11 protein-coding genes are annotated in these 14,967 nt (G+C 54.7%); 4 read left to right on the top strand and 7 right to left on the bottom strand.

Annotation, left to right across the window (positions count from 1 at the left end; genetic code table 11):
* Positions 1-53: 53 nt before the first annotated feature.
* The 5 genes from traT to pdhR form a co-directional block, all read right to left on the bottom strand.
* Positions 54-785, bottom strand: coding sequence for a conjugal transfer complement resistance protein TraT (traT, locus tag C1N69_RS03650; RefSeq protein ID WP_025756777.1), 732 nt, complete (start codon positions 783-785; stop codon positions 54-56).
* A gap of 195 nt (positions 786-980) precedes the next feature.
* Positions 981-2,405, bottom strand: a complete 1,425-nt coding sequence (gene lpdA, locus C1N69_RS03645) for a dihydrolipoyl dehydrogenase (protein ID WP_003856313.1) — start codon at positions 2,403-2,405, stop codon at positions 981-983.
* A gap of 175 nt (positions 2,406-2,580) precedes the next feature.
* Complete coding sequence (gene aceF, locus C1N69_RS03640; RefSeq protein WP_025756776.1) at positions 2,581-4,476, bottom strand: pyruvate dehydrogenase complex dihydrolipoyllysine-residue acetyltransferase; 1,896 nt, start codon at positions 4,474-4,476, stop codon at positions 2,581-2,583.
* Positions 4,477-4,490: 14 nt separating this feature from the next.
* Positions 4,491-7,154 carry a pyruvate dehydrogenase (acetyl-transferring), homodimeric type gene (gene aceE, locus C1N69_RS03635; RefSeq protein WP_155030698.1) on the bottom strand — a complete coding sequence of 888 codons (2,664 nt, stop codon included), beginning with the start codon at positions 7,152-7,154 and terminating at the stop codon, positions 4,491-4,493.
* A 123-nt stretch (positions 7,155-7,277) separates the two neighbouring features.
* Positions 7,278-8,042 (bottom strand): pyruvate dehydrogenase complex transcriptional repressor PdhR, encoded by a 765-nt coding sequence (gene pdhR, locus C1N69_RS03630; RefSeq protein ID WP_008501960.1) that lies wholly within the window; start codon positions 8,040-8,042, stop codon positions 7,278-7,280.
* A 537-nt stretch (positions 8,043-8,579) separates the two neighbouring features.
* Between pdhR and aroP the strand changes: the two genes are divergently transcribed.
* The 3 genes from aroP (at position 8,580) to C1N69_RS03610 (ending at position 12,473) form a co-directional block, all read left to right on the top strand.
* A complete protein-coding gene (gene aroP, locus C1N69_RS03620; protein ID WP_045284782.1) occupies positions 8,580-9,950 on the top strand; it encodes an aromatic amino acid transporter AroP in 1,371 nt (456 codons plus the stop codon).
* A gap of 164 nt (positions 9,951-10,114) precedes the next feature.
* Positions 10,115-11,512, top strand: a complete 1,398-nt coding sequence (locus C1N69_RS03615; RefSeq protein WP_025756773.1) for a glycoside-pentoside-hexuronide (GPH):cation symporter — start codon at positions 10,115-10,117, stop codon at positions 11,510-11,512.
* Positions 11,513-11,522: 10 nt separating this feature from the next.
* A complete protein-coding gene (locus C1N69_RS03610) occupies positions 11,523-12,473 on the top strand; it encodes a glycoside hydrolase family 43 protein (RefSeq protein ID WP_155030696.1) in 951 nt (316 codons plus the stop codon).
* Positions 12,474-12,491: 18 nt separating this feature from the next.
* On the opposite strand, the gene ampE is transcribed toward C1N69_RS03610, so the two are convergent.
* Both ampE and ampD read right to left on the bottom strand, forming a co-directional pair.
* The gene (gene ampE / locus C1N69_RS03605; RefSeq protein WP_095451934.1) at positions 12,492-13,346 is read right to left on the bottom strand and encodes a beta-lactamase regulator AmpE; all 855 of its coding nucleotides are present in this window, start codon (positions 13,344-13,346) and stop codon (positions 12,492-12,494) included.
* A 9-nt stretch (positions 13,347-13,355) separates the two neighbouring features.
* Positions 13,356-13,907 (bottom strand): 1,6-anhydro-N-acetylmuramyl-L-alanine amidase AmpD, encoded by a 552-nt coding sequence (gene ampD / locus C1N69_RS03600; protein WP_047957759.1) that lies wholly within the window; start codon positions 13,905-13,907, stop codon positions 13,356-13,358.
* 87 nt (positions 13,908-13,994) lie between these two features.
* Between ampD and nadC the strand changes: the two genes are divergently transcribed.
* Entirely contained in the window at positions 13,995-14,888 is an 894-nt protein-coding gene (nadC, locus tag C1N69_RS03595; protein WP_045284787.1) for a carboxylating nicotinate-nucleotide diphosphorylase, read from the top strand.
* Positions 14,889-14,967: the final 79 nt, after the last annotated feature.

Genomic DNA, 14,967 nt, shown 5'->3' with positions numbered 1-14,967 from the left:
CGGGCTGAGTGTCATATGCCGGGTATGGCAGCGCTGCCACCCGGCTTTTTAACTTACAGAATATTGGCGACCGATTTCGCCAGCTGCGCTTCGAGAACCGGTTTCGCTTCCTCGAACTTGAGATTGACTTTGTTAGCGTTCGATACCACGCGAGTCTGATACTTCGCGCGATCGCCCTGCTCGCTGCTGGTCTGCAGTTTCACGCCAGACGTCCCCTGACGCAGCGCCGCGATGTTATCGGTAGTAACTTTCGCTTTGCTACGCTCAGAGATCTGCAGGTCGGTTACCATGGTGTAGTTCACATCTTCCACCATCGCATCGGCAGCCATGCCGATCAGACCAGCCGCCAGACCTACGCCCAGCGCCGCCCCCGAAGAATTACTGTTATAGGCAGTGATACCGGCACCCAGTGCAGCGCCAACGGCGGCACCTTCGTAACCGGTTTTCAAATAGCCCTGGGCTTCGCGCAGGTCCATTTTGTCTGCTTTAAGGACGTTAGCCTGCACCCAGTAGTAGGCGCTGTCAGGCGAGGACGTGACTTTGTACCCTTTGGCGCTCAGATCGTTTGCCAGCAGCGTCTGCAGGTTGCTCATGTCTTTATCAGAGGTATTTTTGACCTGAATGTAGACCGTCTTCTCACTGGATGGCTCAAGCCAGATGGTTTCACTCATCTGCGTTTTTACTTCCAGGTTGCGCTTCTTCACCGCCGTCGTCATCGCGCCGCACCCGGTCAGCGTCATCACTGCCGCTAATAAGCCAATCCCCATCACTTTCTTCAAAGACATGTTATTTCCTTTTTGCGTGTAATCAAAAATCCAGATCGTTAACCGTGCGGCCAGTAGCTACACAATGGTGAAAAAAGTATCGGCAGACAGACGCAAATTTTTAGGGGAAATAACAATAAGTTACCTACCATAACGGGTAGTTTTCAGGCAAAAAAAACGCCTCCAGAGGAGGCGTCAGGCAATCACGGAAGAAACTTACTTCTTCTTCGCTTTTGCGTTTGGCAGGTCGGTAATGCTGCCTTCGAACACTTCTGCCGCCAGGCCAACGGACTCGTGCAGAGTCGGGTGAGCGTGGATGGTCAGCGCGATGTCTTCCGCGTCACAGCCCATTTCGATAGCCAGACCGATTTCACCCAGCAGCTCGCCGCCGTTGGTACCGACAATCGCACCACCGATAACGCGGTGAGTCTCTTTGTCGAAGATCAGTTTGGTCATACCGTCTGCGCAGTCGGACGCGATAGCACGGCCAGAAGCCGCCCACGGGAAGGTGGCCGTTTCGTAGCTGATGCCTTTCTCTTTCGCTTCTTTCTCAGTCAGACCCACCCATGCAACTTCTGGCTCGGTGTAAGCGATAGATGGGATCACTTTCGGATCGAAGTAGTGTTTCATGCCCGCGATAACTTCAGCGGCAACGTGACCTTCGTGAACACCTTTGTGCGCCAGCATTGGCTGACCGACGATATCGCCGATAGCAAAGATGTGCGGCACGTTAGTGCGCAGCTGTTTGTCAACGCGGATGAAGCCACGGTCGTCCACTTCCACGCCAGCTTTGCCCGCGTCGAGGTTTTTACCGTTCGGCACACGGCCGATAGCCACCAGCACGGCGTCGTAACGCTGTGGTTCAGATGGGGCTTTTTTGCCTTCCATGGAAACGTAAATACCGTCTTCTTTCGCTTCAACGGCAGTCACTTTGGTTTCCAGCATCAGGTTGAATTTCTTGCTGATGCGTTTGGTGAAGACTTTAACGATGTCTTTGTCTGCAGCCGGGATAACCTGGTCGAACATTTCAACCACGTCGATCTCTGAACCCAGCGCATGGTATACGGTACCCATTTCCAGACCGATGATACCGCCGCCCATAACCAGCAGGCGTTTTGGAACGGTTTTCAGTTCCAGTGCATCGGTGGAATCCCACACGCGTGGATCTTCATGTGGAATGAATGGCAGTTCGATTGGGCGAGAGCCTGCCGCGATGATCGCGTTGTCGAAGTTGATCACGGTTTTGCCGTTTTCGCCTTCAACTTCCAGGGTGTTCGCACCGGTGAATTTACCCAGACCGTTAACCACTTTCACTTTACGGCCTTTGGCCATACCCGCCAGACCGCCGGTCAGCTGAGTGATAACTTTCTCTTTCCAGGTACGAATCTTGTCGATATCGGTTTTCGGCTCGCCGAAGACGATACCGTGTTCAGCCAGTGCTTTGGCTTCTTCGATAACTTTCGCTACGTGCAGCAGCGCTTTAGAAGGGATACAGCCGACGTTCAGACAAACACCGCCGAGAGTGCTGTAACGTTCTACGATGACGGTTTCCAGACCTAAATCCGCTGCGCGGAATGCTGCGGAGTAACCTGCTGGGCCTGCCCCAAGTACTACGACCTGAGTTTTGATTTCTGTGCTCATCATGACCTCTTAATTTATACCCGTCGTCCACCGGGTCGTTCTATCCGCCCGTATTTTACAAAATTGTTAACAATTTTGAAACAACAAACGGCTCACGAATTATCGCTTACACCAATAACCTCATAAACCCCATGAGATTATCAGAAAAAAGCCGGCCGACCGGCCGGCTTTTCGATTACATCACCAGGCGGCGAATGTCGCTCAGCATGTTGTTGATGATGGTGATGAAACGCGCACCATCAGCACCGTCGATCACGCGGTGGTCGAAGGACAGAGAGATTGGCATCATCAGACGCGGCACGAACTCTTTGCCATTCCACACCGGCTCCATCGCGGACTTGGACACACCGAGGATCGCCACTTCCGGCGCGTTAACAATCGGTGCGAAGTGGGTCGTACCCAGGCCGCCGATGCTGGAGATAGTGAAGCAGCCGCCCTGCATTTCGCCGGCAGTCAGCTTACCATCACGCGCTTTTTTGGAGATGGTGGTCAGTTCACGGGACAGCTCAGTAATGCTCTTCTTGTTCACGTCTTTGAAGACCGGAACAACCAGACCATTTGGCGTATCAACCGCAACACCGATGTTGATGTATTTCTTCAGCGTCAGCTTCTGGCCGTCTTCGGACAGAGAGCTGTTGAAGCGTGGCATCTGCTCAAGGGCAGCGGCAACGGCTTTCATGATGAAGACCACTGGGGTGAATTTCACGTCCAGTTTACGCTTCTCAGCTTCCGCGTTCTGCTGTTTACGGAACGCTTCCAGATCGGTGATATCGGTTTTGTCGAAGTGCGTAACGTGCGGGATCATCACCCAGTTACGGCTCAGGTTCGCACCAGAAATTTTCTGGATACGGCCCAGTTCCACTTCTTCGATTTCGCCGAACTTGCTGAAGTCCACTTTCGGCCATGGCAGCATGCCCGGGATACCGCCGCCAGCGGCTGCAGCAGGTGCAGCTTCGGCGCGTTTCACCGCGTCCTTCACATAGGCCTGAACGTCTTCGCGCAGGATACGACCTTTACGGCCGGTCCCTTTCACTTTCGCCAGGTTCACACCGAACTCGCGCGCCAGGCGACGAATCAGCGGGGTCGCGTGGACGTAAGCATCATTTTCAGCGAACTCAGATTTTTCAGCTTTAGCAGCAGGGGCAGCGGCAGGTTTAGCAGCCTGAGCCGGTGCAGCGGCAGGTGCCGGAGCAGCCGCGGCAGCCGGAGCTGCGGCAGGCGCAGCGCCTTCCACTTCGAAGACCATGATCAGAGAGCCGGTAGACACTTTGTCGCCGGTGCTGATCTTGATCTCTTTAACGGTACCCGCGAACGGCGCAGGCACTTCCATAGACGCTTTGTCGCCTTCTACGGTGATCAGTGACTGTTCAGCGGCAACTTTGTCGCCCACTTTCACCATCACTTCGGTCACTTCAACTTCGTCACCGCCGATGTCCGGTACGTTAACGTCTTTCACGCCGCCGGCAGCAGCAGGTGCAGCGGCCGGAGCCGGAGCAGCTGCCTGAGCAGGCGCGGCGGCAGGTGCAGCACCCGCCACTTCGAAGATCATGATCAGGGAGCCGGTAGACACTTTGTCGCCGGTGTTGATCTTGATCTCTTTAACGGTACCCGCGAATGGCGCTGGCACTTCCATAGAGGCTTTGTCGCCTTCTACGGTGATCAGAGACTGCTCAGCCGCTACGGTATCGCCCACTTTCACCAGGATCTCAGTGACTTCAACTTCGTCACCGCCGATGTCAGGCACGTTCACTTCTTTTGCTGCTGCGGCAGCTGCTGGAGCAGCGGCGGCCGGAGCGGCTTTCTTCTCTTCCTGCGCAGGTGCAGCAGCTGCTGCACCGTCGGCGGAATCGAAAATCATGATCAGTTTGCCGGTCTCGGTTTTATCGCCAACAGAGACTTTGATCTCTTTAACGATGCCAGCCTGAGGAGACGGGACTTCCATAGAGGCTTTGTCGCCTTCTACGGTGATCAGCGACTGTTCAGCTTCAACTTTGTCGCCTACTTTGACCAGGATCTCGGTGATTTCAACTTCATCAGCCCCGATGTCCGGTACATTGATTTCGATAGCCATTATTCTTTTACCTCTTACGCCAGACGCGGGTTAACTTTTTCTGCATCGATGTTGAATTTGGTGATTGCGTCCGCAACCACTTTCTTATCGATTTCGCCACGTTTAGCCAGTTCGCCCAGTGCTGCTACAACCACGTAAGAAGCATCAACTTCGAAGTGGTGACGCAGGTTTTCGCGGCTGTCAGAACGACCGAAGCCGTCAGTACCCAGAACGCGATAATCATCAGCTGGAACGTAAGTACGAACCTGCTCAGCGAACAGTTTCATATAGTCAGTAGACGCCACCGCTGGCGCGTCGTTCATCACCTGAGCGATGTACGGAACGCGTGGAGTTTCCAGTGGGTGCAGCATGTTCCAGCGCTCACAATCCTGGCCATCACGCGCCAGTTCAGTGAAGGAGGTCACGCTGTACACGTCGGAACCTACACCGTAGTCCTTCGCCAGGATCTGTGCCGCTTCACGTACGTGACGCAGGATAGAACCGGAGCCCAGCAGCTGAACTTTACCTTTGCTACCTTCGAGGGTTTCGAGTTTGTAGATACCTTTACGGATACCTTCCTCGGCACCTGCTGGCATTGCCGGCATGTGGTAGTTTTCGTTCAGGGTGGTGATGTAGTAGTAAATGTTCTCTTGCGCTTCACCGTACATGCGATGCAGACCGTCATGCATGATGACTGCCACTTCGTACGCGTAAGCCGGGTCGTAAGAGATACAGTTAGGGATAGTCAGAGACTGAATGTGGCTGTGGCCATCTTCGTGCTGCAGACCTTCACCGTTCAGGGTCGTACGACCGGAAGTTCCACCAATCAGGAAGCCGCGAGCCTGCTGGTCGCCTGCCTGCCAGCACAGGTCACCGATACGCTGGAACCCGAACATGGAGTAGTAGATGTAGAACGGGATCATCGGCAGGTTGTTGGTGCTGTAAGAGGTCGCAGCAGCCAGCCAGGATGCGCCTGCACCCAGCTCGTTGATACCTTCCTGCAGGATCTGACCTTTCTCGTCTTCTTTGTAGTATGCAACCTGCTCACGGTCCTGCGGGGTGTACTGCTGGCCGTTCGGGCTGTAGATACCGATCTGACGGAACAGACCTTCCATACCGAAAGTACGCGCTTCGTCGGCGATGATTGGCACCAGACGATCTTTGATCGACTTGTTCTTCAGCATCACGTTCAGGGCACGAACGAAAGCGATAGTGGTAGAGATCTCTTTGTTCTGCTCTTCCAGCAGCTGAGAGAAGTCTTCCAGTGCTGGCAGTTCCAGCTTCTCGGTGAAGTTAGGCTGACGAGCTGGCAGGTAGCCTTTCAGCGCCTGACGACGTTCGTGCAGGTACTTGTACTCTTCAGAACCTTCCGGGAAGGTGATGTAAGACAGGTTTTCTACCTGCTCATCGGTAACTGGAACGTTGAAACGGTCGCGGATATAGCGCACGCCGTCCATGTTCATTTTCTTAACCTGGTGAGCGATGTTTTTACCTTCTGCGGTATCACCCATGCCGTAACCTTTGATGGTGTGGGCCAGGATAACGGTCGCTTTACCTTTGGTTTCGCGCGCTTTTTTCAGTGCTGCGTAGATTTTCTTCGGATCGTGACCACCACGGTTCAGCGCCCAGATCTGCTCATCAGTCCAGTCTGCAACCAGTGCGGCGGTTTCAGGGTATTTGCCGAAGAAGTGCTCACGCACGTAGGCACCGTCTTTGGATTTGAAGGTCTGGTAGTCACCGTCAACGGTTTCGTTCATCAGCTGGATCAGTTTACCGCTGGTATCTTTACGCAGCAGCTCGTCCCAACGGGAACCCCACATGACTTTGATCACGTTCCAGCCCGCACCCGAGAAGATGCCTTCCAGTTCGTTGATGATCTTGCCGTTACCGGTTACCGGACCATCCAGACGCTGCAGGTTACAGTTGATGATGAAGCACAGGTTGTCCAGCTTCTCACGGGTCGCGATGGTGATCGCACCTTTAGATTCTGGCTCATCCATCTCGCCGTCGCCCAGGAAGGCGTATACGGTCTGCTCAGAGGTGTCTTTCAGACCACGGTGTTCCAGGTACTTCAGGAATTTAGCCTGATAGATCGCACCGATTGGTCCCAGACCCATGGATACGGTCGGGAACTGCCAGAATTCAGGCATCAGTTTAGGGTGCGGGTAAGAAGACAGACCTTTACCGTGAACTTCCTGACGGAAGTTGTTCATCTGCTCTTCAGTCAGACGACCTTCCAGGAATGCACGTGCATAGATGCCCGGAGAGATGTGGCCCTGGAAGTACACCAGATCGCCGCCATCTTTCTCGTTCGCTGCACGGAAGAAGTGGTTGAAGCACACTTCGTAAACGGTCGCAGAGGACTGGAAGGATGCCATGTGGCCACCCAGTTCCAGGTCTTTCTTGGATGCGCGCAGAACGGTCATGATGGCGTTCCAGCGAATTGCAGAACGGATACGACGTTCCAGATCCAGATTGCCCGGGTATTCCGGTTCGTCTTCAACGGCAATCGTGTTTACGTAGTTGCTAGCCCCTGCACCTGAAGCAACCTTCACGCCGCCTTTGCGGGCTTCAGAAAGCAGCTGATCAATCAGATACTGAGCGCGCTCAACACCTTCTTCACGGATGACCGATTCGATCGCCTGTAGCCAGTCGCGAGTTTCGATCGGATCCACGTCATTTTGGAGACGTTCTGACATGGGGGTATTCCTTATCTATCTAATACGTTGATTTGTCTGGAACCTGTCCCATTGTGCTCTTGGGCAAGAACACAATAAGACAGGTTCTGCGTTTAGTTGCCGCGCTCTAAAAGTACCTGGCGCTTAATCCTTTCGTTGCTGTATGCGGCGTAATGAACGTTCGCGACGCGATTGTTCACGGCTGCGGTCCAGCAAGATTTCCTCAATGAAAGCCAGATGTCGGTGCGACGCTTCGCGCGCCTGCTCCGGTTCCCCGGCCATTATCGCCTCGAATACTCGGGTGCGATGGTTGCTTACCAGTGGGAGCATGTCCCGACGGGCATACAACAATTCAAAATTTTGACGAACGTTCTGGGCCAGCATCGGCTCCATGCAGCGTAGCAGATGGAGGAGCACCACATTGTGTGCCGCTTCGGTGACGGCGATTTGATACTGGACGACGGCGCTGGACTCGGCGTCTAAATCGCCGGACTGCTGTGCCCGTTCAATGGCCTGATGCAGCTCGCGGATACGCACGCGATCTTCATCAGTGCTGCGAAGGGCGGCGTAATAGGCCGCAATACCTTCAAGCGCGTGACGGGTCTCAAGCAGATCAAACTGGGATTCTGGGTGGTCAGAGAGAAGTTCTACCAGCGGATCGCTGAAGCTCTGCCACAGGCTGTTTTGCACAAAAGTTCCGCCGCCCTGACGACGAAGCAGCAAGCCCTTAGCTTCGAGGCGTTGAATCGCCTCACGCAGAGAGGGACGTGAAACGTCGAACTGTTTTGCCAGTTCGCGTTCTGGCGGAAGTTTCTCACCCGGGCGCAGAGTCCCTTCGAGGATTAAAAACTCCAGCTGCTGCTCAATCACATCAGATAGTTTTGGTTGGCGAATTTTGCTGTAGGCCATATTCCCTGTCTTACGCCTTTTTGCCCGGAGTCAATTGGTCTTACCAATTTCTATTTCGTATCGCTAAAGTAACAAAGTATTCACCTTCTGTCCATATTGGTTTTGATTGAAATCAGTAAACCCTGCACATTTTAACAACCTTACAGAAATAACGTTTCAGAAATGTAACTTTGCACAAATGAGTTGATTACCCCTAAAAAGGAAGTTTTAACCATAATGAAACGAGGGTTTTTGCAATCTGAAGCGATTCAACAAAGCAAATAATGAAATTTCGCCCACTTATGGCGAATTTCTATTCTATAGGTTGGGATAAGAAGAATGAGCGGAACGATTTACAAATGCTTTCTTTTTATTCAACTCGTCATCCGTGCGTCATAAAGCAGGTGCATTCGAAGGCACTTACCACTATTCTGGCGCTTACGGAAGAGTTTTCCGCTTTTTTCGGTCTTATTAACCGTAAAGAAATAAATACAGAAAATGGATATTCATAATTACACACGCTCAGCGTGAACATAACAACCACACACGAGGTTTCAAATGGAAGCTCAACAGCACGGCGATCAGCTAAAGCGCGGGCTTAAAAACCGCCATATTCAGCTCATCGCACTGGGCGGTGCTATCGGAACCGGCCTGTTTCTGGGTAGCGCATCCGTTATCCAGTCAGCCGGTCCAGGCATTATTCTGGGGTACGCCATCGCAGGCTTTATCGCCTTTCTGATTATGCGTCAGTTGGGTGAAATGGTCGTTGAAGAGCCAGTGGCGGGCTCGTTCAGCCATTTTGCATACAAGTACTGGGGCAGTTTCGCCGGTTTCGCCTCTGGCTGGAACTACTGGGTACTGTACGTGCTGGTTGCGATGGCCGAGCTTACCGCCGTCGGAAAATACATTCAGTTCTGGTACCCCGAGATCCCAACCTGGGCCTCCGCGGCAGCCTTCTTCGTCATTATCAACGCCATTAACCTGACCAACGTAAAAGTGTTCGGTGAAATGGAGTTCTGGTTTGCGATTATTAAAGTGATTGCCGTGGTGGCGATGATCATCTTTGGCGGCTGGCTGCTGTTCAGCGGCAACGGTGGCCCACAGGCTACCGTTCGCAACCTCTGGGAACAGGGCGGCTTCCTGCCTCACGGCATGACGGGGCTGGTGATGATGATGGCGATCATCATGTTCTCCTTTGGTGGTCTGGAGCTGGTGGGGATCACCGCCGCTGAAGCAGACAATCCGGAGCAGAGCATTCCCAAAGCCACTAACCAGGTTATCTACCGTATTCTGATCTTCTATGTGGGTTCGCTGGCCGTACTGCTCTCCCTGCTGCCGTGGACGCGCGTCACTGCTGACACCAGCCCGTTTGTGCTGATCTTCCACGAACTGGGCGATACCGTTGTAGCGAATGCGCTTAACATCGTTGTACTGACGGCGGCGCTCTCCGTTTACAACAGCTGTGTCTATTGCAACAGCCGTATGCTGTTCGGCCTGGCGCAGCAGGGTAACGCGCCGAAAGCGCTGCTCAACGTCGATAAACGCGGCGTGCCGGTAAACACCATTATCGTATCAGCCATCGTGACCGCGCTGTGCGTACTCATCAACTACATGGCGCCAGAATCGGCGTTTGGTCTGCTGATGGCGCTGGTGGTCTCTGCCCTGGTCATCAACTGGGCGATGATCAGCCTGGCACACATCAAGTTCCGCCGTGCGAAACAGCAGCAGGGCGTCACCACGCGCTTCCCTGCCCTGTTCTACCCGCTGGGTAACTGGGTTTGCCTGCTGTTTATGGCGGCCGTGCTGGTCATCATGCTGATCACACCGGGTATGGCGATTTCCGTTTACCTGATCCCGGTCTGGATTGCCGTGCTCGGCGTCGGCTATCTGTTCAGCCAGAAAAGCCGTAAAGCCATGAAGGCCCACTAAGCCTCCTTCTGCGGTACCTGCTTTTGCGGGTACCGCACGTTGTTACCTCCCTCACACTTTCACCTCCACAGCGCTTTTATCCATATCACCGCCCTGATACTGCAACGCATATATTCCTTCGCCAGCAAATAATTCTCTCCATACCGCAAACCGGAGAGCAGTCTATGGATAACGCTAAACTGTCAGTAAAAGAAAAGATCGGCTACGGGATGGGCGATGCAGGTTGCAACATCATCTTTGGCGCCATCATGTTGTTTGTGAACTATTTTTACACCGATATTTTTGGTCTGGCGCCGGCGCTGGTGGGCGTACTGCTGCTCTCCGTGCGCGTTATTGATGCCGTCACCGACCCGATTATGGGCGCGATTGCCGACCGTACCCGCAGCAAATACGGTCGGTTTCGTCCATGGCTGCTGTGGATTGCCTTCCCCTACGCACTGTTCAGCATCCTGATGTTCACCACGCCAGAGTGGAGCTATAACAGCAAAGTTATCTATGCGTTTGTCACCTACTTCCTGCTCTCTTTGACCTATACGGCAATCAATATTCCCTACTGCTCGCTGGGCGGGGTGATTACCAACGACCCTAAAGAGCGCGTCGCCTGCCAGTCATATCGCTTCGTGCTGGTCGGTATCGCCACGCTGCTGCTGTCCCTGACGCTGCTGCCGATGGCGGACTGGTTCGGAGGAGAGGACAAAGCCAAAGGCTACCAGATGGCAATGACCGTGCTGGCGCTGATTGGAACCTGTATGTTCCTGTTCTGCTTCGCCACCGTGCGCGAGCGTGTCCGCCCGGCAGTCCAGACCAATGACCAGCTGAAAAACGACCTGAAAGACGTGTGGAAGAACGACCAGTGGGTACGCATTCTGCTCCTGACCCTGTGCAACGTCTGCCCCGGCTTTATTCGCATGGCGGCTACCATGTATTACGTGACCTGGGTGATGGGCCAGAGTACCCACTTTGCCACCCTGTTTATCAGTCTGGGCGTGGTGGGCATGATGCTCGGCAGCATGCTGGCGAAAGTGCTGACCGACCGCTGGTGTAAGCTGAAGGTCTTCTTCTGGACCAATATCGTGCTGGCGATTTTCTCAACGGCCTTTTACTTCTTCGACCCAAAAGCCACCCTAACCATTGTGGTGCTCTACGTCCTGCTGAATATCCTGCACCAGATCCCATCTCCGCTGCACTGGTCGCTGATGGCCGACGTCGATGACTACGGCGAGTGGAAAACCGGGAAACGCATCACCGGGATCAGCTTCTCCGGCAACATCTTCTTCCTGAAGCTGGGCCTGGCGATTGCCGGGGCAATGGTCGGCTTCCTGCTCTCCTGGTACGGCTACGATGCCGGGGCGAAAGCGCAAAGCGCAGATGCGATTAACGGTATTGTCCTGCTGTTTACCGTCATTCCGGGCGTCGGGTATCTCATTACCGCAGGCGTGGTGCGTCTGCTGAAGGTTGACCGTGAAACGATGAAGCGGATCCAGGAGGACCTGGAGAAGCGTCGCAACAACTATCGCGAGCTGAACGAGTATCAGGAACTCAGCGTCGCTGAGACAAAATAAGGAAAGTCGCATGCAAACCTGGCCAAACCCGTTTATTGAACAACGCGCCGATCCGTATATTTTGCACCACGAGGGGCAATACTATTTTATCGCCTCCGTGCCGCAGTACGACAGACTGGCGATCCGTCGCGCGGACTCGCTGGAAGGGCTACGCGACGCTGAAGAGGTGACGGTCTGGCGAAAACCCGAGACCGGCCCAATGAGTCAGCTCATCTGGGCCCCGGAACTGCACCACATCGACGGCAAGTGGTACATCTATTTTGCGGCGGCGCACACGCAGGCGCTCGATGCGCTCGGGATGTTCCAGCACCGCATGTTTGCCATTGAATGTGCCGACCGCGATCCGCTTACCGGCAGGTGGGTGGAAAAAGGGCAAATCAAAACCCCGTTCGATACCTTCGCCCTGGACGCTACCACCTTTGTTCATCAGGGTAAACGCTGGTATCTGTGGGCGCAAAAAGCGCCGGATATCAACGGAAACTCCAACCTCTACCTGTGCGAAATGGCGAACCCGTGGACGCTGAAAGGCGAGCCGGTGATGCTCAGCAAGCCGGAATATGACTGGGAATGCCGTGGGTTCCGGGTCAACGAAGGCCCGGCGGTACTGGTTCACGACGATAAGCTGTTTATCAGCTATTCCGCCAGCGCCACCGATGAAAACTACTGCATGGGTCTGGTGTGGATAAACCGCAACGCCGATCCGCAAAGCCCGGCGAACTGGCACAAATCTCCGCGCCCGGTATTCGCCACCAGCTATGAAAACCGCCAGTACGGGCCGGGCCATAACAGCTTCACGAAGACCCCAGACGGGGAAGATGTGCTGGTGTATCACGCCAGAAACTACACCGAAATAGAAGGCGATCCGCTATACGATCCCAACCGCCACACCCGCCTGAAGCGCGTTCGCTGGAACGAAAACGGGATGCCTGATTTCGGCATCCCGCCTGCGGATACGCTTTAATCGTTACGGCACGCTGGCTTACACCAGCGTGCCGTAAATCGTCAGCAGCGCCACCACAACCACCACCACAAACGAGGTCTTCTTCGCCATTGAGACGGCGGCTTTAGGCGTTTCGATCTTGTCGGTATGCGGCTCGCGCGCCAGGGAGAACTGCGCCAGACGTGTTAACACCTGGTACTGTGAGGTATGGCGGTCAGCAAGAGAAGCGAACCATGCGGGCAGCGCTTTTTCGCCGTGGCCAATTAACGCATACACCACGCCCACCAGACGCACCGGGAGCCAGTCGAGCACATGCAGGATGGCATCAATCCCGGACAGCAAACGCTCATGCGGCGTCAGGTAACGGGCAAGCCAGGTCTGCCAGGCGCGAAGAAAAGCATAACCCATCAGCAGGACCGGTCCCCACGGCCCGCCCACCACAAACCAGAACAGCGGAGCCAGGTAGTAGCGGAAGTTAATCCACAGCAGCGCGTTTTGCAGCTCGCGCAGGAATTCGCGTTCATCGCAATCCGGCGGCACGCCGTGGATCAGCGTCAGTTCGCTCGCCATGGCACCGCGCGCGTGGGCATCATCACGCGATGCGGCTTTAAGATAAGCGTGATAGTGCAAACGCACCTTCCCTGCGCCAATGCACAGGACACCGAGCAGGATCCACACCACCAGCAGCGGCACGTTGAAAAACAGCCCGTACAGCGAGCGCAGCAGCAGGAAGGTAATGACCATCACCCCGGCCATCATCAGCAGCGTACGCAGCATAGAAAAGTGCCTAATCCGGCGGAAAAACACCTCCAGCCGGTGGTCCAGATGCCAGTGCTCGCCGAGTTTGAACAGGCGTTCAGCGATGATAACCAGCAGCATGGTAAACAACGTCATGGTATCTCCTTATTCTGACGACGCGTTGAGCATGGCGCGAAACCGGGGCCAGTCAAAGGCCGGGCCAGGATCGGTTTTTCGCGTCGGGGCAATATCACTGTGTCCCGTAATATTGTCGGCGATGGCCGGATAGCGCCCGATAAGCGCGCGGGTTACGGCCACTAATTGTTGATACTGTGAATCGGTGTAGGGCGTGGTATCCGTGCCTTCCAGTTCGATGCCGATGGAGAAATCGTTGCAGCGTTCGCGCCCATGATACAACGACACCCCGGCATGCCAGGCGCGCTTATCAAAAGGAACGTACTGAACCACTTCACCATCACGGCGAATCAGGCAGTGAGCCGACACGCGCAGATGCGCAATCTCAGCGAAGAAAGGATGCGCATCGGGATCTATCGTTCCCGTGAATAACGCGTCGATCCATGGACCGCCAAATTCACCCGGCGGGAGACTAATATTATGAATAACCAGCAGTGTGGGCTTTTCATCCTCCGGGCGGCAGTCGTGGTGCGGCGAGGGTACATGCCGCGCATCCACCAGCCATCCGTTTTCTAACAACATGCTGGAACTCCTTATGTATGGTGCTGTTACTCGGTTCAGAGTAGCATGTTTCAATATTATGATTCGTTACCAATTTGGAGTTTTATCATGCCGCCTCGCCGCTACAACCCCGACCACCGACGTGAAGCGCTTCTGGAACGTATTAATATGGATATTCCGGCAAGCGTCGCCCATGCCCTGAAAGAAGACCTGGGCGGCGACGTGAATGCCGAAAAGGATATTACCGCACAATTGTTGCCAAAAGAGACACGCTCTCACGCGGTGATTATCACCCGTGAAGAGGGCGTTTTTTGTGGCAAGCGCTGGGTTGAAGAGGTCTTTACCCAGCTGGCGGGCGATGATGTGCAGATCGTCTGGCATGTTGAAGACGGCGATGCGATCGCCGCAAACCAGCCGCTGTTTGAACTCGACGGCCCGTCCCGCGTGCTGCTGACCGGCGAACGTACCGCCCTTAACTTCGTCCAGACCTTGTCCGGTGTGGCAAGTGAAGTCCGTCGCTACGTTAACCTGCTGGCTGGCACCCGTACCCAGCTGCTGGACACCCGCAAAACGCTGCCGGGTCTGCGTACAGCGCTGAAATATGCGGTACTCTGCGGCGGTGGCGCAAACCATCGTCTGGGATTATCTGACGCCTTCCTGATTAAAGAAAACCACATTATTGCCTCTGGCTCCGTGCGTCAGGCGGTGGAGAAAGCCTTCTGGCTGCACCCGGACGTGCCCGTTGAAGTGGAGGTCGAAAACCTGGAGGAGCTCGACCAGGCAATTAAGGCCGGGGCTGATATCATCATGCTCGATAACTTCGAAACAGAGCAGATGCGCGAAGCCGTCAAGCTCACCAACGGCCAGGCACAGCTTGAAGTGTCCGGGAACGTCACCTTCGACACGATCCGTGAGTTCGCCGAGACGGGCGTGGATTACATCTCCGTCGGGGCTCTGACCAAACACGTTCGCGCTCTCGACCTCTCCATGCGTTTCAAATAATGATGGCACCCCTCTCCACCCGGAGAGGGGAATGTCTGCCCCGCTCGCAATTCCGTTGTACCTCCCTGCAACGCAGAAT

Origin of the sequence: Enterobacter sichuanensis, from assembly GCF_009036245.1 — a bacterium.
Classification (GTDB): Bacteria; Pseudomonadota; Gammaproteobacteria; order Enterobacterales; family Enterobacteriaceae; genus Enterobacter; species Enterobacter sichuanensis.
This window is presented reverse-complemented; position numbering and strand designations above follow the sequence as displayed.